Consider the following 17,559-nt stretch of genomic DNA (forward strand, 5'->3'; position numbering starts at 1 on the left):
GCACACCATCCACTGGAGACGACCATGAAGGACTCCCGCACCGGGCCACCGCTGGCGCTGCCCGCCGCGGTGCTGGCCCTGGCCGCGACCGCCTGCGCGGCCGCGCCCGTGGCCACCGCCCCCGATCCCAGCCCCACCACGGCCGCGCCCGTGGGCGACCTGGACACCGTGACCTGGATGCTCCCGGAGGAACCGGGCACGCTCGACCTGGACGACGACGGCGGCACCGCGCAGAACACGATCCTGGCCAACACGTGTGAGCGGCTGATGCGGATCACCCCCGACCTGGGCACCGAACCGCACCTGGCCGAGTCCGCCGCCTGGACCGACGACCGGACGGTCGTCCTGCGCCTGGACCGCGGCGCCGCCTTCCGCGACGGCACCCCGATCACCGCCGACGACGTGGTGTGGAGCATGCGGCGGCACGCGGCCGAGGGCGCCGCCGAGGCCGACGAGTACGCCAACGTCGAGTCGATCGAGCGGACCGGCGAGTACGAGGTCACCGTGCACATGGCCCAGGCCGACGCGGTGTTCCTGCCCGCGATGGCGGGCAACGGCGGCATCGTCTACGACCGCCGCGTCATCGAGGCCGACGGCGACGCCTACGGCACACCCGAGGGCTCCGACGCCTGCACCGGGCCCTACCGGGTCGCCGAGTGGCGCGCGGGCCAGCGGGTGGTGCTGGAACGCGACGACGCCTACTGGGACGCCGGGGGCGCCGCCCGCACCGCGCGGGTCGAGTTCCGCTGGGCGGCGGAGAACGCCGTCGTCAACACCCTGACCACCGGCGAGGCCGACGGCGCCTACCTGGACACCGCGGCCGCCGCCGTGCCGCTGCTGAGCGACGGGTCCGTCCAGGTCTTCCAGGGGCCCTCCACCAACGTGTGGTCCCTGATCACGACCGAGCGGGGCGGCCTGGCCGACCCGCGCCTGCGCCGCGCCCTCTCGCTGGCCCTGGAACGCGACGGGATCGCCCGGGCGGCGTTCGGCGATCTGGCCGAACCGTGGTCGACACCGCTCGGCCCCGGCGGCTGGGGATACGAGACCGCACGCTTCCAGCGGGCCTACGACGCGATCGGGGGCGCTCCGGCCGAACCCGACGACGCCGACCTGGCCCGGGCGCGCGCCCTGGTGGCGGAGGCCGGGGCACCGGACGAGCCCATCGTCGTGGCCAGCGACGGCGAGGCGGCCCGCACCGTCATCGCCAACGCCGTCGTCGACGCCGCCGACCGGATCGGCCTCAGGGCCCGGATCCTCACCGTGCCCCGCCAGCAGTTCGGCAGCTTCTACGTCGACGCCGAGCAGCGCACGCAGGTCGACCTGTTCGCCGACGAGTACTGGATCTCCAAGAACGACCCGGTGGGCTTCTACAAGAACGGGGCCTCGGACGCCGGGGTGAACTTCTCCGGTTTCGCCGACCCCGAGTACGACCGCCTCGTCAGCGAGGCCCAGGCCGCCACCGACGACGCCGAGCGCGCCGAACTCGCCGTGGAGCTGGAGCGCCGCTGGACCGAGTCCATGGTGTGGATCCCCGTCGTGCAGGTGCCCACCACGCTGGCGATGGCCGCCGACGTCACCGGGGCCCCGGCCTCGGCCATGTTCCTGTCCGGCCCCTGGGCCGCCGGTCTGGGCGCCCGAGCGGAGGGAGAACGATGATCGTGCGCACCCTGCGCCGACTCCTGGGCATGGTGTTCACCCTGGCCGTGAGCTCCCTGCTGATCTTCGGCGCCATGTACGCCGCCCCGGGCGACCCCGTGTCGTTCCTCATCGGCGACCCCGAGAACGTCACCCCCGAACGCGTCGAGGCCGTGCGCGCCGCCTACCGCCTCGACGAACCGCTGCTCGTGCAGTACGGGGCGTGGGCGGTCGGAGCGGTCACCGGCGACCTGGGCACCTCGTTCCAGTACAACGCCGCCGTGGGCGACCTGATCCTGACCCGGCTGCCCGCCACCCTGTCCCTCGTCGGCTACGCGTCGGTGCTCTTCACCGTGTTCGGCGTCGGTCTGGGCGCGCTGGCCGCCGTCCGGCGCGGCCGCCGCACCGACGCCGCCGTCACCGCGGGCACCACCCTGGCCGCGTCGATCCCGCCGTTCGTCCTGGCCATCGCGCTGGTCTCGCTGTTCGGCGTGCGCCTGGGCTGGTTCCCCGTCACCGGTCTGGGCGAGGGCCTCCTCGGCAGGATCCACCACCTGACCCTGCCCGCGGTCGCGCTGTCCCTGGGGTCGCTGGCCATCGTCGCCCGCGTCACCCGCCAGACGATGTCCGAACAGCTCGACCTGGAGCACGTGGCCGCCGCCCGCGCCTCCGGGATCGGAGAGGGGCACATCGTGCGCCGCCACGTCCTGCGCAACGCCCTGGGTCCCGTGGTGACGATGTGCGGCCTGGTGATCGCGAGCATGCTCGGCGGAACCGTCGTGGTGGAGGCGGCGTTCGGCCTCAGCGGCATCGGATCGCTACTGGTCGACGCGATCAACACCTTCGACTTCCCCGTGGTGCAGGCGGTCCTGCTGTACATGGTCATCACGTACATGGCCGTCACCACCCTGATCGACCTCGTCCACCCGCTGCTCGACCCGCGGGTGCGCGCCGAAGGGAGCCGGGTATGACCGCCCCCGCCACCAGCGACCCCACCACCAGCACCGCCGACACGGCGCGCCCCGCCGCAGGGCGGTCCTCCGCCGCCCGCCGACGCGGGAACGGCCCCCTGTGGGTGGGCGCCGCCTTCCTCGGCGCGGTCGTCCTGACCGCCGTGTTCGCCCCGCTGATCGCCCCCTACGACCCCGACGCCATCGACTTCGGCAGCGTGTGGACCCCGCCGGGGTCCGAGCACTGGCTGGGCACCGACCAGATGGGCCGCGACCTGCTCTCCCGGGTGGTCTTCGGCGCCCGCGAGGGGCTGCTCGCTCCCCTGGCACTGCTCCTGCTCGCCTCCGTGCTGGGCGTGGCCGCGGGCACGCTGGCCGCCTGGCGGCGGGGCTGGGTCGACGCCGTCCTGGCCCGGGTCACCGACGTGATGTACGCGTTCCCGGGCCTGCTGTTCGTCGTCCTGGTCGTGGCCGTGTTCGGCAGCGGCATGACCACGGCCGTCGTCGCGCTCGGACTGGCCTTCGCCCCGATCATCGCCAAGTTCACCCGCAGCCTCGCGCTCGCCGAGGTCGCCCGGCCCTACGTCGACGCCTACCGGGTGCAGGGCGTGGGCGGACTCCTCATCTGCGTCCGCTACGTCATCCCCAACATGGCACCCGCCCTGATCGGCTACCTCGTGGTGCTGTTCGGGGAGGCCCTGATGGGGTTGGCCACGCTCAGCTTCCTCGGCTTCGGCGCCCAGGCGCCCAGCTCGGAGTGGGGGCTCATGGTCCAGGAGGGGCAGGCCGCGCTCATCCAGGGCGTCCTGTGGCCCTCCCTCGTGCCCGGCACGGCGATCGCCCTGGTCGTGATCGCGTTCAACATCGTCGGGGTCCGCCTCGCCGACCTGCTCAGCCCACGGAGGTAGTCCCATGCTCCTCGACATCGACGACCTCACCGTCGAACTGCCCGGCGCCGACACGCGCCGACCGGTCCTGGACCAGGTGTCGCTCACCGTCGCCCCCGGCGAGGTGGTCGGCCTGGTGGGCGAGTCCGGGTCGGGCAAGTCCACGACCGCGCGCGCCGCCCTGGCGATGCTGCCCGAGGGCGCCACGGCGCGCGGGCGGGCCTCGGTCGCGGGCACCGACGTGCTGACCGCCGACCGTGACGCGCTCACCGCGCTGCGCTCGCGCCGGGTGTCCATGGTGTTCCAGGACCCGCGCTCGGTCCTCAACCCGGTCCGCCGCGTGGGCGACTTCCTCACCGAACGGCTGGTCCTGGCGCTCGGCGTGCCCAGGGCGCGGGCCGTGGAACGGGCCCGGGAGCTGCTGGAGCGGGTGGGGCTGGACCGCCCGGAGGAACGGCTGCGCCAGTACCCGCACGAACTGTCCGGCGGGATGCTGCAACGGGTGGTGCTCGCCGCAGCCCTGGCCGCCGAACCCGACCTGGTCCTGGCGGACGAGGCCACCAGCGCGCTGGACGCCACCACCCAGGCCGAGGTGCTCTGGCTCCTGCGCGACCTGCGCGGCGAGCGCGACATCGGGGTCCTGTTCATCACCCACGACCTGCACCTGGCCGCCGCCTACTGCGACCGCGTGTACGTGATGTACGCGGGGCGCGTGGTGGAGGAGCGCACGGCCGCAGCGCTGTTCGCCGACCCCCGCCACCCCTACACCCGCGGCCTGCTGGCGTGCGTTCCCGGGCTGGACTCCGACCGGGAGCCCGAGCCCGTTCCCGGGGCCCCGCCGTCGCTGGCCACGGCCTTCACCGGCTGCCCCTTCGCACCGCGCTGCGCCGAGGCCGACGACGCGTGCGCGACCTGGCGGCCCGAACGCCGACCGCTGCCGGACGGCCATGTGGCCTGCCGCCGGGCCGACCTCGGCACGGACACCGCTGTGGCCGACGACGTTCGCCAGGAGGAGACACGATGACCACCGACCACCCGGCGCTGAGTGTGGAGGGCCTGCGCAGGACCTTCCCCCTGGGCCACGGCGAACCGGACCTGGTGGCCGTGGACGACGTGTCCTTCACCCTGGCGGCCGGGGGCTCCCTGGGCGTGGTGGGCGAGTCCGGGTCGGGCAAGAGCACCGTCGCCCGGATCCTGGCCGGTCTCACCCGGCCCGACTCCGGGCGGGTGCGGGTCGAAGGGCGGTCGCGCGCGGCGGTCGAACGCGGACGCGCGGCCCGGTTGCGCCGTGCCCGGGAGATCCAGCTCGTCTTCCAGGACCCGCTGGGATCGCTCGACCCCAGGCTCACCGCCGAGCGGTGTGTGCGCCACGTGCTGCGGCTGCACGGCGCGGGCCGGGAGGAGGCCGCCGCACGCGCCGCCGAACTGCTCGGCCAGGTGGGCCTGGGCGACCGCGAGGCCGGTGCCCGACCGCACCAGCTCAGCGGAGGGCAGCGCCAGCGGCTCGCGATCGCCCGCGCCCTGGCCGCCGACCCCTCCGTCCTGGTCCTGGACGAGGCCGTGGCCGCCCTGGACGTGTCCGTCCAGGCGCAGATCCTGCGGCTGCTGGCGCGGATCCGGCGCGAGTCGGGGGTGGCACTCCTGTTCGTCTCGCACGACCTGGCCGTCATCCGCCAGATCGCCGACGACGTCCTGGTCATGTACAGGGGGGCGGTCGTGGAGCGCGGGGCCGCCGACGACGTCCTGCGACGGCCCGAGCACCCCTACACGCGGATGCTGGTCTCCAGCGTCCCCGGGCCGGGGTGGGACCCGGCCGAGGTCGTGCGGCTGCGCGCCGCGTTCGCGGAGGCGTCCGCGGCGGGCTGACCCGCGTGGGCGAAGGCCCGGAGCGGCGGTCACGACCCGGTCCCGAGGGCGGGCGCCACGCGGGCGCCCGGGTCAGGACCGGGTCGCCTCGCCGCGCACGTGGAAGGAGTGCGGGGTGCGGGCCTCGGGGAAGAGGAAGGCGTCCAGGACGGTCAGGGTGAACCCGGCGCGCTCGATCGCGGTGAGCGTGTCCCGCCCGCAGTGGCAGCCGCCGAGCAGGCGCGGGCCGAGGGTCGCGTCGATCCACCGCTGGGTCCGGCGCATCCGGGCGGTGTCGGCACGCACGTGTTCGAGGAACCGCAGCCGACCGCCGGGGACCAGCACGCGGTGGATCTCGCGCAGGGCGGTGCCCTGGTCGGCGACCGAGCACAGGACGAGCGCCACGACGGCGGCGTCGAACCGGGCCGCCCCGAAGGGAAGCCCCTCGGCGCGGCCGTCCACGACGGTGACCGGGACGGGCGCCGCCGTGATCCGTTCCCGGGCGGTGCGGCGCAGGTGGGGTTCGGGTTCCACGGCGGTGAGGTGGTCGACGGTGCGCGGGTAGTGGGGAAAGTTGGGACCGTGGCCCGCACCGACCTCCAGGACCCGCCCGTGGAGCCCGGACACCAGCGCGCGGCGGTGGTCGACCAGACCGGCGTCGTCCATCGCCCCGGCCATCCAGGTGTAGAAGCGGGCGAAGAGGGGATGCCGAACCCGGTCCGTCCTCATGCTCCTCACCACAGCACAGGACACACGGAAAAACCACAGGTCAGTGCGTTCCTTCACGAACCCGCAACCGAACACGCACACGCGGGCCGAGCACCGCGGTCAACGCCGGACGGCTCCCGCGCGTCCTCGTCACAGCCCGTTCCCCCACCCCCGGAGAGCCGTGTCCAGCGCACCCACGCCCACGTGGAAACCCGTCGTCGCCAACCTGTGTCTGGGCGTCTTCGCCCTGATTCCCTCGTTCTGCGTGTTCTGGCTGGTGACCTACCTGCTGCCGATGGACTGTCGGAGCGTCGAGCAGATGGGCGCCCCCGGCATGGAGAACTGCAACTACACCACGCTCGACCACTATCCCGTCGTCATGTCCGGGCTCGCCGTCTTCGGGAGCGCCCTCATGCTGCTGGCGCTTCTCATCAACGTCCTCATCCCGCTGATGCGAAGGCGGAGTCCGGGTCCGTGGCTGGCGTGGACGCCGCTGATCGCCGTCCCGTACCTGGTGTTCCACCTGCTCACCGGCGGCTGGGGCGGTCCCGGCCCGTGACGTTCGCGCCGGGCGGCGGCCGGGCGGCTCGGCCGGGCACACGGCCTCCCCGCCCGGCCGGGCCCCGGTCCCGCAGCCGGACCACGCGCACCATGTCCCCGCCCACCCTCCGTCGGATCACGGCGTACCGTGTCCCGACGGCGGCGGGCCGCCTCCCCCACGGGGAGACGGCCCGGACACGCGGGGTTCCGTCATCGCGCGACGGAGGCCCAGAACAAGCAGAGCTAGCGCGGCATGCGCTCGGCCAGCCACGCCTCGACGTCGGCGGACGCGCGCGGCAGGCCCTCCGACATCACGCGGCGGCCGTCCTCGGTGACCAGCACGTCGTCCTCGATCCGCACGCCGACGCCCCGGTACTCCTCCGGCACGGTGAGGTCGTCGGGCTGGAAGTACAGGCCCGGCTCGACGGTGAGCACCATGCCCGGCTTCAGGTCGCCGTACAGGTGGACCTCCTGGCGGGAGACCGCGCAGTCGTGCACGTCCAGGCCGAGCATGTGGCCGGTGCCGTGCAGGGTGTACCGGCGCTGGAGGCCCAGTTCCAGGACGCGGTCGACCGGTCCCTCCAGCAGACCCCACTCGATCAGGCCCTCGGCCAGCACGCGCTGGGAGGCCTCGTGGAAGTCGGTGAACGGGCGTCCCGGCGCCACGGCGGCGATCCCGGCCTCCTGGGCGGCGTACACCAGGTCGTACACCTTGCGCTGGAGGTCGGTGAACGTGCCCGACACCGGCATGGTGCGGGTGACGTCGGCCGTGTACAGGGTGGTGGTCTCCACACCGGCGTCCAGCAGCAGCAGCTCGCCGTCGCGGACGGGGCCGTCGTTGCGGGTCCAGTGCAGGGTGGTGGCGTTGGGGCCGGAGGCGGCGATGGTGCCGTAGCCGACGTCGTTGCCCTCCACGCGGGCGCGCAGGAAGAACGTGCCCTCGACGTAGCGCTCGGAGGTGTCCTTGGCCTGCGGGAGCGCCGTGACGACGTCGTTGAAGCCGCGCACGGTGGCGTCCACGGCCAGCTGGAGCTGGGCGACCTCCCACTCGTCCTTGACCAGGCGGTGGTCGGCCAGCGCCACGCCCAGGTCCTCGTCGAGCGTGGCCGACTTGGCGCGGGCCTCGTCGTCGGCGTCGGCGCGCAGGCCGTCCACGACCGCGTCCAGCTCGGCGTCGTGGCCGCGCACGATGCGGGTGGCCACGGCGTCGGCGCGCAGGGAGCCGGGCAGGGTGCGCACGTCGGCGGTGGCCACACCCAGCAGGTCGGCGGCCTCGTCCAGGCTGTTGCGACGGCCGGTCCACAGTTCGCCGTACCCGCCGAGCCAGAACTCGCCGTTGTCGCGGTCGGAGCGCGGCTTGAGGTAGAGCACCGCGTCGTGGCCGCCGTCCGGGCGCGGGGTCAGCACCAGGCAGCCGCCGTCGGAGGTGTCTCCGGTCAGGTACGCGTAGTCGGTCGCCGCGCGGAAGGGGTACTCGGTGTCGTTGGACCGGGTGAGGAGCTGGCCGGCGGGCACCACCAGGCGCTCACCGGGGAAGGCGGCGCTGAGCGCGGCACGGCGGCGGGCGGTGTGCTCGGCCTGCTCGATGGGCTCCAGGTCGCGCCGCTCGGTGTCGGCCCACCCCGTGCTCATCCACGCGGCGAGCTCGTCGGAGACCGACTGCGCCTGGCCGTTCTTGCGTGGAGTGAACACGAAGGTGTCCTTCTCGGCTTCGGGGCGCTGCTGGTCGCTCACGTCGTGGCTCTCCTCGTCGGTCGCGTGGGTCTCGGCCGCTCCCGGCGGCCCGTGTGACCCATCGTACGGCGGCGCCGTCGGCCCGTCCGCTCCACGGACATAGCGGCCCCCATAACGCCGGACCAGGTGGGAGCGCCGACCCGGCGCGGACGCCGCCCGGTACCCACGGCTCTCGAACACCGTTCACACACTTCTCCCAGGTGTCCCGCATAACGTGCGGACCACGGAGTTGCTCACCGGAAGTGACCGCACGACGACGGGACGGATCGTATGGGCGAGACACCGACGACGGGGCCGGTCCCGGGGCGGCGGCAGGCGATCGCGGCCGGCGGCGGAGCCGCGCTGGCGGCCACGGCGCTGGCCGGATGCGCGACGGCGGGCGACAGCGGTTCGGGCACGACCACGGCGTCCCCCTCACCCGCGACGGGGGAGCAGGTCTGCGTGCTGAGCCCCGAGGTGACCGAGGGGCCCTACTACCTGGACGGACAGCTGGTCCGCGAGGACATCACCGAGGGCAAGCAGGGGTTCCCGCTGGAACTGGCGATCACCGTGGTCGACCACGCCAACGGCTGCGCCCCGCTGGCCGAGGAGAACGTCGCGGTGGAGATCTGGCACTGCGACGCGTGGGGGTACTACTCGGGCTACACCGAGGCCGGTCCCGGCGGTGAGGTCCCCGCGGAGGACGGCGAGGGGAACGAGGACTCCTACCTGCGCGGTGTCCAGCCGGTGGACGAGGAGGGCACCGCACGCTTCCGCACGATCGTTCCGGGATGGTACAGCCCGCGTGTCACGCACATCCACCTCAAGGTGCACACCCGGGGGGAGATCGACACCACCTACGAGGGCGGCACCACCGTGCACACCGGCCAACTGCTGTTCTCCGACGGCTTCTGCGCCGAGGTCGCCGAGCGCGAGCCCTACTCCGAGCACGTCCTGGAGCTCACCCGGGTCGAGGACGACCAGGTGTACCGGGAAGCGCAGTCGGTCGAGGGCGAACCCGACAGCATGGTCGTGACCCCGGTCCCGGTGGCCGAGGGCGCACCCGAGGACGGGTACACCCTGACCGTGGCCGTGGGGGTCACCCCGGAGGAGTCCCCGGGCGGCGGAGGCGGGGGCACTCCCGGCGGGGGAGCTCCGGACGGGATGGCGCCTCCCGGCGGTGCCACGCCCCCGGACGGGATGGCGCCGCCGGACGGGACGCCCCCTCCGGACCAGCCGTGACCCGCGCGGTCAGGAGGCCAGGTCGCGGGTGAAGCCGATCGCGTCGGGGTGCGGGAACTCGTCGACCTCGCCCCGGCCCAGGCGGCGGTAGCCGATCCGGTCGTACAGGGCCAGCGCCTCGGGCTGGGAGGGGCCGGTGAACAGCACCACGCGGGTGTAGTCGAGGTCGCGCGCGGCCTCCTCCAGGGCGGTCATGACCCTGAGGGCCAGCCCCCGGCGGCGGTGCCGGTGCGAGGTCCACACGCGCTTGAACTCGGCGGTCCCGGTCTGGGCCGCGCGCCCCTCCTTGTACGGGCGCACCGCTCCCCCGGCCACGATCTCACCGCCGAGGTCGGCCAGGACCAGGCGGCCGTGCGGGGCCGCGAACTCCGTCACCGGATAGCGCTCCAGTTCCCGGGCGGCGTTGTCCGCACCGTAGCGCTCGGTGTACTCCTCCAGGAGCCCGGCGAGCAGCCCGGCCACGCGCGGGTCGTCGTGGTGGACCCGCGCGATCCGGACGCCGTCTCGCGGCCCGGCCTCCGCCGCGCCCCCCGTCTGGGCACCCGTGCCCTGGGCGTGTGTCACCCTCGTCCTCCTCACGTGCCTGGACGCCGGTCAGACCGGGGCGCGGGGCTCCGGAACCGGCGACGTGAAGAGGGTACGCGCCCGCAGCGCCCGGAACCCGTTCTCGACCCGGTACCCGGCGGCCAGGAGGCGCTCCCGGGCGGCCTCGGCGCTGCGCACGGTGGCCTCGTCGAAGACGAGGTTGTAGTAGCGCTCCGGGACCAGGTTGAGGCCCCCGCGCAGGGCGCGCAGCGCGGCGGTGGCCGCCGACCGCGTGCCGGGGGCCTCAGGAAGGACGCCGTAGGCCCGCCGCGCCCACGCGGGCAGGGTGGCGTAGGCCAGCGCGCCCACCGGGAACCACAGGGGTTTGAGCGGGGCCAGCCAGGACAGGTGGTCGGGAACCGCGGGCCACAGCAGGAACCGCACCGCCTGGCGGGCCTCGGGTGTGACCCGCAGCTCCGGCCGCACGGCGGCGAGGTAGCGGCGCAGTTCGGACACGCTGCGCGGCACGTCGCCCGGTTCCAGTCCGACGTGGACGGCGGCGCGGGCCCGCTCGTCGACGTAGCGGTCCATCTCGGCCGCGGTCAGCGGCACACCGGCCCGGTGGGTGGTCTCCAGGTAGGAGGAGACCTCGGCGCAGTGCACCCACACGAGCAGGTCGTGCTGGTCGACGCGGTGGCGTCGGCCGGTGGCGGGGTCGGTGAACCGCAGTGCGCGGTGTACCCGCCGGATGCGCGCGCCGAGCTCCTCGGCCTCGTCGGGGCTGCCGTAGGTCGTGACCGCGACGAAGTGCGCGGTGCGCAGCAGCCGCCCGGTGGGGTCGACGCGGAAGTCGGAGCGTTGCCACACGCCCTGCATCGCCACCGGGTGCAGGGCCTGGAGCATGAGCGCGCGGACGCCCGCCACCCACATGGAGCGGTCCAGGTGGATCTTCCAGGTGACGCTCTCCGGGGCGGCGACGGTCGGCTGCATCCGGTCTCCTCCAGGGGCCGCGGGGGTCCGCACCGCGTGGCGGGCTCGGCTCCCACGATACGTCCCGGTTCGCTCGCCGTTCGGATGGGTGGCCGAAGCGCCCCGGAGTCCCGGTCGTACCCGGTCGGCGCCGCCCCGGTGCGGCGCCCTCAGTCGCCCCGGCCCCGGAGGTAGGCCAGGACGGCGCGGACGCGGCGGTGCACCCCGTCGTCCGGGGGCAGGTCGAGCTTGGCGAGGATGTTGCCGATGTGCTTGCCCACGGCCGCGTCGCTGACGGTCAGCCGCCGGGCGATCGCGGCGTTGGAGTGCCCCTCGGCCATCAGCCCCAGCACCTGCCGTTCCCGCGGGGTGAGCCGGTCCAGCGGATCGGCGCTGCGGCGCAGCAGCTGGCGGACCACCTCGGGGTCGACGACGGTGGCGCCCCCCACCACCCGGCGCAGCACCGACGCGAACTCGCGCACGTCACCCACCCGCTGTTTGAGGAGGTACCCGACCCCGCGGCCGTTCCCGGAGTCGAGCAGGTCGGCGGCGTAGCTCAGCTCGACGTACTGGCTCAGCGCCACGACGGCCAGCCCCGGGTCGCGGCGGCGCAGGGCCACGGCGGCGCGCAGCCCCTCGTCGGTGAGGTCGGGGGGCATCCGGATGTCGGTGACCACGAGGCCGGGCCGGTGTTCGGCGACCGCCCCGACCAGGGCCTCCCCGTCCCCCACCGCGGCCACGACGGGGAACCCGAACCGTTCCAGGACCCCCGCCAGCCCCTCCCTGAGGAGCACCCCGTCCTCGGCCAGGACGGTCGGCACGGGGGTCACGGACCCGGGGTCGGCGGAATCGGGCCGCACGGCAGCTCCACTCTGATGTGTGTCGGTCCCCCGACGGGGCTGGACAGGGACATTGTGCCGCCCATGACCGCGACCCGGTCCCGGAGGCCGGTCAACCCGGTGCCCCGGGAGGGGTCGGCGCCGCCGGGACCGAAGTCCGTGACCTCGACCACGAGCGTGTCCGGGGCCGCGTCCTTACCGGGGACCGTGCCCGCGTGCACGGTGACGGCGTTGGCCTCGGTGTGCTTGGCGACGTTGGTGAGCGCCTCGGCGACGACGAAGTAGGCGGTCCCCTCCACGTGGGCGGGCGGTCGGCCGGGGATCTCGGTGTCCACGCGGGTCGGGACCGGGCAGTGGTCGGCGAGTTCGGCCAGCGCGGCGGGCAGCCCGCGGTCGGTGAGCACCCGGGGGTGGATACCGCGCACGAGTTCACGCAGCTCGTCGATGAGCTCGTTGGCCTTGGTCTGGGCTGCGGCGACGCGCCGGTCGGCCTCGGAGGACTCCGCCAGGTCGAGTCGGGCCATCCCGAGGTCCACGGACAGGGCGACGAGCCGCTGCTGGGCTCCGTCGTGCAGGTCGCGTTCGATGCGTCGGCGCTCGTACTCGAAGGCGTTGACCAGGCGGGCCCGGGACTCGGTGACCTGGCTCAGCTCGGCACGCAGCTTCTCCTTGGGCGGACCGAACAGCAGGGCTCTGGCGATGGCCGCGTGCCCCTGGGCGAGGATCCCGGAGGCGTAGAGCAGCGCCACGAGGACCAGGGGGCTGGCGACGGCGAAGGGAACGGCCTGTTCGACGGTGGTGACGGTGTGGAAACCCAGGGAGATCTGCGTGCCGACGGCGTCCCGGACCAGCAACGGGGCGACCGCCATCACCGCTCCCATGAGGGCCAGTCCGCCCACGACGTTCACGACGAGCACACTGATCGGCATCAGGAGGAACATGTAGGCGACCGTCCGCCAGGTGGCGCCCTCGGTGTACCGCGTCCGGACCCACCCCCACAGGCCCGGCGGCGGCAGCCGGTGGCCGCCACCGCCCCGGCCCCCGGAGACGAGCGAGAGACGGCGGCGCTCCAGGGCGCCCAGGGGAAGGGCGAGCAGGGGCGCGAAGACCGCGATCATCACCACACCCACGAGAAGCGCCGCGACGGCGGGCGCCCCGATCCGGACGGCGCCCCACTCCGGGACCACCGCGCTCAGGGCCAGGGTCCAGGGGAGGTAGAGGGGAAGTGCGACCACCGCCACGACCAGGCCGACGACCGCGGTGGTCATCGAGTGGAGCAGCGCCCGCCAGGGCCAGACCGTGAGGAGGAAACGTGGACGGGCCATGGCCTGGGCGAGGCTCCCCGGCCGCGCCGACCGCGTGTCGAGCGTTGTCATGTGCCCAAGCTAGGAGCAGGGGCGGGTGGGGAGGAACCGGTCGCGCCCCACCCTCCGCGGTGGGTCCAGCCCTACCCCGCGAGCGTCGGACCGGGCACGGACTCCGCAGTTCAGGACTGTAGGGTGGGACGACGTGAGCGCGAAACCTCTGATCCCCGATGTCCTGGCCGCCCGGTACGCGTCCGCGGAGCTGGCCCGGCTGTGGTCCCCCGAGTACAAGGTGGTCGCCGAGCGGCGGCTGTGGCTGGCCGTCCTGCGCGCGCAGGCGCGCCTGGGCGTCGACGTGCCCGACGGTGTCGTGGCCGACTACGAGAAGGTCCTGGACCAGGTGGACCTGGCCTCCATCGCCGAACGCGAGCGGGTCACCCGGCACGACGTGAAGGCGCGGATCGAGGAGTTCAACGCCCTGGCGGGCCACGAGCACGTCCACAAGGGCATGACCTCGCGCGACCTCACCGAGAACGTCGAGCAGCTCCAGGTGCGCGACAGCCTGCTGCTGGTGCGCGACCGCACGGTGGCGCTGCTGGCGCGGCTCGGCGAGTTGGCGGCCCGGTACGGCGGCACGGTGATGGCGGGGCGGTCGCACAACGTGGCCGCCCAGGCCACCACGCTCGGCAAGCGGTTCGCGTCGATCGCCGACGAGGTGCTGGTCGCCCACGGGCGGCTGGAGGAGCTGATCGCCCGCTACCCGCTGCGCGGGATCAAGGGCCCGGTCGGCACCGCCCAGGACATGCTGGACCTGCTGGGCGGGGACCGCGACGCGCTGCGGTCGCTGGAGGACGAGGTCGCCACGCACCTGGGGTTCGAGCACCGCCTGACCAGCGTCGGCCAGGTCTACCCGCGCTCGCTCGACTTCGAGGTGCTCACCGCGCTGGTGCAGCTGGCGGCGGGGCCCTCGTCGCTGGCCAAGACCGTGCGCCTGATGGCCGGGCACGAGCTGGTGACCGAGGGGTTCGCGGAGGGCCAGGTCGGCTCCTCGGCGATGCCGCACAAGATGAACACGCGCTCGTGCGAGCGGGTGAACGGGCTGGCCGTGATCCTGCGCGGCTACGCGTCCATGGCCGGCGAGCTGGCCGGTGACCAGTGGAACGAGGGCGACGTGTCGTGCTCGGTCGTGCGCCGCGTGGCGCTGCCGGACGCGTTCTTCGCCTTCGACGGGCTGGTCGAGACCATGCTGACGGTGCTCGACGAGTTCGGCGCCTTCCCCGCGGTGATCTCCGCCGAGCTCGACCGCTACCTGCCGTTCCTGGCCACGACCAAGATGCTCATGGCGGCCGTGCGCGCGGGCGTGGGCCGGGAGACCGCGCACGAGCTGATCAAGGAGCACGCGGTCGCCTCCGCGCTGGCGATGCGCCAGGAGGGCACGGGCAACCGCCTGCTCGACCGGCTGGGCGAGGACGAGCGGTTCCCGCTGGACCGGGCGGAGCTGGACGCGCTGCTGGGCAGCCGGATCACGTTCACCGGCGCGGCCGAGGACCAGGTCGCGGCGGTCGTGGAGCGCGTCATCGAGATCACCGAGGAGCACCCCGAGGCGGCCGCCTACCGCCCCGGCGCCATCCTCTAGGCGCGGTTCCCGGTCCGGTCGGGGCCGGGCGGACGGTCTCCGTCCGCCCGGCCCCGACACGTGTCCGCCCCTAGGGCGCGCGGACGATGCCCACCCCGCGGTCGGCGGCGGCCACCCCGGGGTCGATCGCTCCGGCGTCGGCGTGGGCGAGCAGGCGCGAGGTCACGGTCGTGGCCGCGTGCGGGGCGGAGTCGGCCAGGACGCGCTCCCACCACAGGGCGGCCACCCCCGCCACGTGCGGGCAGGCCATGCTGGTGCCGTTGAAGGCGACCAGGCCACCGCCCGCCTTGGCCGACAACACACCGACACCTGGCGCGCTGATCTGCGGGAACGTGTTGGAGAAGGGGGCGATGGTCAGTCCGGAGTCGCCCTGGCCGAGCGCCCCCACCGACACCACGCCCTCGGCGGCGGCCGGGAGGGAGACGGCGATCTCGTAGTCGGGGTGCACCTCGCGGCGGCTCTCGTTGCCCGCGGCGGCCACCACCACGGTCCCCTTCCCGAACGCCGCGCGGGCCCGCAACAGGTCCAGCAGGGAGTCGAACATCCGCAGGTTGGCGCGGTAGGCCTCCAGCGCCGAGGAGGTGGCCAGATCGGCGGGCCACCCCCGGTCGACGAGGTCGGACACCAGGCCGGGGAAGTCGTAGCCCAGGGACATGGACACCACGTGGGCGCCCTGGTCGGCGGCCCACTGGATGCCCTGGAGCAGCATCTCGGAGTCGCCCCGGCCCCGGTCGTCGAGGACCTTGCCGACGAGGCCGCGCTCCACTCCGCGGGCCACTCCGATGCGGGTGCCGTCGACGTCGCGGCCGAAGACCGTGCCCGCCACGTGGGTGCCGTGTCCCTGGCGGTCACCGACCCCGGAGCCGGTGAAGTCGCGCTGCACCAGGTCGACGCCGGTGAACGCCGGGTGCTCGGCGTCGATACCGGTGTCCAGGACGGCCACGGTCACCCCGGCGCCGGTGGCCGCGGAGGCGTCGGCGCCCACTGCGGCCACGCCCCAGGTGCGGGTGTCGTCAACGGTGGTGCCGGCCTCGGTGTCGTGGGGGGCGGGTTCGATGAGGAGGGTGGGCATGACGGGGGCGACCGCGCGGACCCGTGGATCGCGCGCGGCGTCGTCGAGGTCGTGCTTGTCCATCTCCAGGACCTCGACGACCGGCTCACCGGCGGCCTCGACGGTCGCGGCGAGCGCCGAAGGGCGCCTGAGGCCGCCGAGGTCGAAGGGGCCGGTGGTCGACGGACTTCCCGTGTCACGCAGGACGGTGCACTTCTGCCGCATGGGGTTCTCCTGAGGGTCGGAGGACATGACCTGAACCAGTTTTCGGGTCTGCACACCGGAGTACACCCGTGACACGCGGTGATGCCAGTGGCTTTCGGGGCACAGATCCATCCCCTGGCTATGACCCAGTTCACTCCCGCTAACAGTAGGTTCAAAAGTAAACGGGTATTACGCTTTGGGGAAGGACAGACGACCCCCCGGGAGCCCCCATGACCGATCCCGCCTCCTTCGGCACCGCCCTGTGGTCCGTGCTGATCGGCACCGCCTTCGTCCTGGCCCTCGGACTGGCGATCATCTCCGACATGGCGCTGCGCCGGCGCGAGGACCGAGCCGCGGCGGATCGCCGCGGCGGTGAGACCGCCGATCCGGCACGGCACAACGGTCACCCGGCCGCCCGCTGACCGCGCGGCGGGCAGGCGCACCGCCCCGGGAGGTGGTCAGTTCCCGGGAGCGGTGGCGCGCCCCCTCGGGGCCACCAGGCGGGCGAAGAGACCCGGATCGACGTTGCCGCCCGAGAGCACCGCGACCGTCGAGCCGGGTCGACCCGGCTCCGTGGGGACCCGGCCCGCCATGACCGCGGCGGCGGCCAGGGCGCCGCTGGGCTCGGCCACCAGGCGCGACCCGTACGCGAGGGCGGCCACCGCGCGGGTGATCTCGTCCTCGGTGACCGTCACCACGTCCGACAGCCGCGCCACCAGGTGGGCGAAGGTGAGGTCGGACAGACACACCCGCACCCCGTCGGCCATGGTCCGACAGGTGCGCTCGGGTGACCACGCCACCCGGCGGCCCAGACGCAGGCTCTCGGCGGCGTCCGCGGCCAACTCCGGCTCCACGCCCACCACCCGGACCGGGCGGGGCCGCACGGTCATCGCCGCCGTGGCCACCCCGGAGGCCAGCCCTCCCCCGCCCAACGGCACCACGATCGTGGTCACCTCCGGCGACTGCTCCAGGATCTCCAGGCCCACGGTGCCCTGACCGGCGATCACGCGCCGGTCGTCGAACGGCGGAACCAGGACCATCCCCTCATCGTCGGCCAGTGCCCGCGCGGTGGACGACCGCTGGCCCGGGGGCACCGTGACCACGCGGGCCCCGCACGCGCGCATGCGCTCCACCTTCACCGCGGGCGCCCCCTCGGGGACCACCACCGTGCACGCCACGCCCCGGTCCCGGGCGGCATGGGCCAGGGCCAGGCCGTGGTTGCCGGAGGAGTGCGTCACCACCCCCGCGGCGCACTCGGAGGGGGTGAGGAGCGCGACCGCGTTGGTGGCCCCGCGCAGTTTGAACGCTCCGGTCGGCTGGAGGCTCTCCGGTTTGACGAGGAACGGCGGCCCCCCGTCGGGGCCGACCGTCAAAGGCGTGCGCACGACGCGGCCCTCCACCCGTGCGGCGGCGGCGCGGACGTCGTCGGCGGTGACCAGTTCCATGGGGTCACTATGCCCACCCGTCGCCCACCACCACCCTCAACGGACGCCTCCGGCGCACCACCCTCC

Annotated in this window: 17 protein-coding genes; 9 read left to right on the forward strand and 8 right to left on the reverse strand. The window is 74.1% G+C overall.

Going from position 1 to position 17,559, the window contains the following annotated elements:
• Nucleotides 1-24 precede the first annotated feature (24 nt).
• Genes ACTVAJ_RS15955 through ACTVAJ_RS15975 form a run of 5 tightly spaced genes read left to right on the forward strand, consistent with a single transcriptional unit; the run spans nt 25 to nt 5,338 of the window.
• On the forward strand, nt 25-1,656 hold the full coding sequence (locus ACTVAJ_RS15955; RefSeq protein ID WP_470388946.1) for an ABC transporter substrate-binding protein: 1,632 nt from the start codon (nt 25-27) through the stop codon (nt 1,654-1,656).
• Nucleotides 1,653-2,606 carry an ABC transporter permease gene (locus tag ACTVAJ_RS15960; RefSeq protein WP_470388947.1) on the forward strand — a complete coding sequence of 318 codons (954 nt, stop codon included), beginning with the start codon at nt 1,653-1,655 and terminating at the stop codon, nt 2,604-2,606. Before ACTVAJ_RS15955 ends, ACTVAJ_RS15960 begins: the two co-directional genes overlap by 4 nt.
• Nucleotides 2,603-3,493 (forward strand): ABC transporter permease, encoded by an 891-nt coding sequence (locus tag ACTVAJ_RS15965; protein WP_470388948.1) that lies wholly within the window; start codon nt 2,603-2,605, stop codon nt 3,491-3,493. Before ACTVAJ_RS15960 ends, ACTVAJ_RS15965 begins: the two co-directional genes overlap by 4 nt.
• 4 nt (nt 3,494-3,497) lie before the next feature.
• Nucleotides 3,498-4,496 (forward strand): ABC transporter ATP-binding protein, encoded by a 999-nt coding sequence (locus ACTVAJ_RS15970; protein ID WP_470388949.1) that lies wholly within the window; start codon nt 3,498-3,500, stop codon nt 4,494-4,496.
• Nucleotides 4,493-5,338, forward strand: a complete 846-nt coding sequence (locus ACTVAJ_RS15975; RefSeq protein ID WP_470388950.1) for an ABC transporter ATP-binding protein — start codon at nt 4,493-4,495, stop codon at nt 5,336-5,338. Before ACTVAJ_RS15970 ends, ACTVAJ_RS15975 begins: the two co-directional genes overlap by 4 nt.
• 72 nt (nt 5,339-5,410) lie before the next feature.
• On the opposite strand, the gene ACTVAJ_RS15980 is transcribed toward ACTVAJ_RS15975, so the two are convergent.
• A complete protein-coding gene (locus tag ACTVAJ_RS15980; protein WP_470388951.1) occupies nt 5,411-6,046 on the reverse strand; it encodes a class I SAM-dependent methyltransferase in 636 nt (211 codons plus the stop codon).
• Nucleotides 6,047-6,206: 160 nt separating this feature from the next.
• On the opposite strand from ACTVAJ_RS15980, the gene ACTVAJ_RS15985 reads away from it, so the two are divergent.
• Entirely contained in the window at nt 6,207-6,584 is a 378-nt protein-coding gene (locus ACTVAJ_RS15985; protein ID WP_470388952.1) for a hypothetical protein, read from the forward strand.
• A 224-nt stretch (nt 6,585-6,808) separates the two neighbouring features.
• On the opposite strand, the gene ACTVAJ_RS15990 is transcribed toward ACTVAJ_RS15985, so the two are convergent.
• Complete coding sequence (locus tag ACTVAJ_RS15990) at nt 6,809-8,299, reverse strand: aminopeptidase P family protein (RefSeq protein WP_470388953.1); 1,491 nt, start codon at nt 8,297-8,299, stop codon at nt 6,809-6,811.
• A 270-nt stretch (nt 8,300-8,569) separates the two neighbouring features.
• Between ACTVAJ_RS15990 and ACTVAJ_RS15995 the strand changes: the two genes are divergently transcribed.
• Nucleotides 8,570-9,520 carry an intradiol ring-cleavage dioxygenase gene (locus ACTVAJ_RS15995; protein WP_470388954.1) on the forward strand — a complete coding sequence of 317 codons (951 nt, stop codon included), beginning with the start codon at nt 8,570-8,572 and terminating at the stop codon, nt 9,518-9,520.
• A 9-nt stretch (nt 9,521-9,529) separates the two neighbouring features.
• On the opposite strand, the gene ACTVAJ_RS16000 is transcribed toward ACTVAJ_RS15995, so the two are convergent.
• The 4 genes from ACTVAJ_RS16000 to ACTVAJ_RS16015 form a co-directional block, all read right to left on the reverse strand.
• The gene (locus ACTVAJ_RS16000) at nt 9,530-10,084 is read right to left on the reverse strand and encodes a GNAT family N-acetyltransferase (RefSeq protein ID WP_470388955.1); all 555 of its coding nucleotides are present in this window, start codon (nt 10,082-10,084) and stop codon (nt 9,530-9,532) included.
• A 30-nt stretch (nt 10,085-10,114) separates the two neighbouring features.
• Nucleotides 10,115-11,035 (reverse strand): oxygenase MpaB family protein, encoded by a 921-nt coding sequence (locus ACTVAJ_RS16005; RefSeq protein ID WP_470388956.1) that lies wholly within the window; start codon nt 11,033-11,035, stop codon nt 10,115-10,117.
• 149 nt (nt 11,036-11,184) lie between these two features.
• Nucleotides 11,185-11,874 carry a response regulator gene (locus ACTVAJ_RS16010; protein WP_470388957.1) on the reverse strand — a complete coding sequence of 230 codons (690 nt, stop codon included), beginning with the start codon at nt 11,872-11,874 and terminating at the stop codon, nt 11,185-11,187.
• The gene (locus ACTVAJ_RS16015) at nt 11,841-13,229 is read right to left on the reverse strand and encodes a sensor histidine kinase (protein WP_470388958.1); all 1,389 of its coding nucleotides are present in this window, start codon (nt 13,227-13,229) and stop codon (nt 11,841-11,843) included. The genes ACTVAJ_RS16010 and ACTVAJ_RS16015 overlap by 34 nt, the downstream gene beginning before the upstream one ends.
• Before the next feature lie 133 nt (nt 13,230-13,362).
• Here ACTVAJ_RS16015 and purB point away from each other — a divergent pair, with 133 nt between their 5' ends.
• Nucleotides 13,363-14,793 (forward strand): adenylosuccinate lyase, encoded by a 1,431-nt coding sequence (gene purB, locus ACTVAJ_RS16020; protein WP_470388959.1) that lies wholly within the window; start codon nt 13,363-13,365, stop codon nt 14,791-14,793.
• 70 nt (nt 14,794-14,863) lie between these two features.
• Here the strand turns inward: purB and ACTVAJ_RS16025 are convergent, their stop codons facing one another.
• Entirely contained in the window at nt 14,864-16,069 is a 1,206-nt protein-coding gene (locus tag ACTVAJ_RS16025; RefSeq protein ID WP_470388960.1) for a S8 family peptidase, read from the reverse strand.
• A 209-nt stretch (nt 16,070-16,278) separates the two neighbouring features.
• Between ACTVAJ_RS16025 and ACTVAJ_RS16030 the strand changes: the two genes are divergently transcribed.
• Nucleotides 16,279-16,470, forward strand: a complete 192-nt coding sequence (locus tag ACTVAJ_RS16030; protein ID WP_470388961.1) for a hypothetical protein — start codon at nt 16,279-16,281, stop codon at nt 16,468-16,470.
• A 36-nt stretch (nt 16,471-16,506) separates the two neighbouring features.
• Here the strand turns inward: ACTVAJ_RS16030 and ACTVAJ_RS16035 are convergent, their stop codons facing one another.
• Complete coding sequence (locus ACTVAJ_RS16035; RefSeq protein ID WP_470388962.1) at nt 16,507-17,493, reverse strand: threonine ammonia-lyase; 987 nt, start codon at nt 17,491-17,493, stop codon at nt 16,507-16,509.
• Nucleotides 17,494-17,559: the final 66 nt, after the last annotated feature.

Source organism: Nocardiopsis sp. KDC1DS13DA1 (genome assembly GCF_055632325.1).

Coding starts and splice junctions, on each gene's coding strand:
- ACTVAJ_RS16030 (WP_470388961.1), top strand. CDS start 16,279: ATGACCGATCCCGCCTCCTTCGGCACCGCCCTGTGGTCCGTGCTGATC.
- ACTVAJ_RS15995 (WP_470388954.1), top strand. CDS start 8,570: ATGGGCGAGACACCGACGACGGGGCCGGTCCCGGGGCGGCGGCAGGCG.
- ACTVAJ_RS15970 (WP_470388949.1), top strand. CDS start 3,498: ATGCTCCTCGACATCGACGACCTCACCGTCGAACTGCCCGGCGCCGAC.
- ACTVAJ_RS15975 (WP_470388950.1), top strand. CDS start 4,493: ATGACCACCGACCACCCGGCGCTGAGTGTGGAGGGCCTGCGCAGGACC.
- ACTVAJ_RS16015 (WP_470388958.1), bottom strand. CDS start 13,229: ATGACAACGCTCGACACGCGGTCGGCGCGGCCGGGGAGCCTCGCCCAG.
- ACTVAJ_RS15960 (WP_470388947.1), top strand. CDS start 1,653: ATGATCGTGCGCACCCTGCGCCGACTCCTGGGCATGGTGTTCACCCTG.
- ACTVAJ_RS15955 (WP_470388946.1), top strand. CDS start 25: ATGAAGGACTCCCGCACCGGGCCACCGCTGGCGCTGCCCGCCGCGGTG.
- ACTVAJ_RS15965 (WP_470388948.1), top strand. CDS start 2,603: ATGACCGCCCCCGCCACCAGCGACCCCACCACCAGCACCGCCGACACG.
- ACTVAJ_RS16025 (WP_470388960.1), bottom strand. CDS start 16,069: ATGCGGCAGAAGTGCACCGTCCTGCGTGACACGGGAAGTCCGTCGACC.
- ACTVAJ_RS15980 (WP_470388951.1), bottom strand. CDS start 6,046: ATGAGGACGGACCGGGTTCGGCATCCCCTCTTCGCCCGCTTCTACACC.
- ACTVAJ_RS16005 (WP_470388956.1), bottom strand. CDS start 11,035: ATGCAGCCGACCGTCGCCGCCCCGGAGAGCGTCACCTGGAAGATCCAC.
- ACTVAJ_RS16035 (WP_470388962.1), bottom strand. CDS start 17,493: ATGGAACTGGTCACCGCCGACGACGTCCGCGCCGCCGCCGCACGGGTG.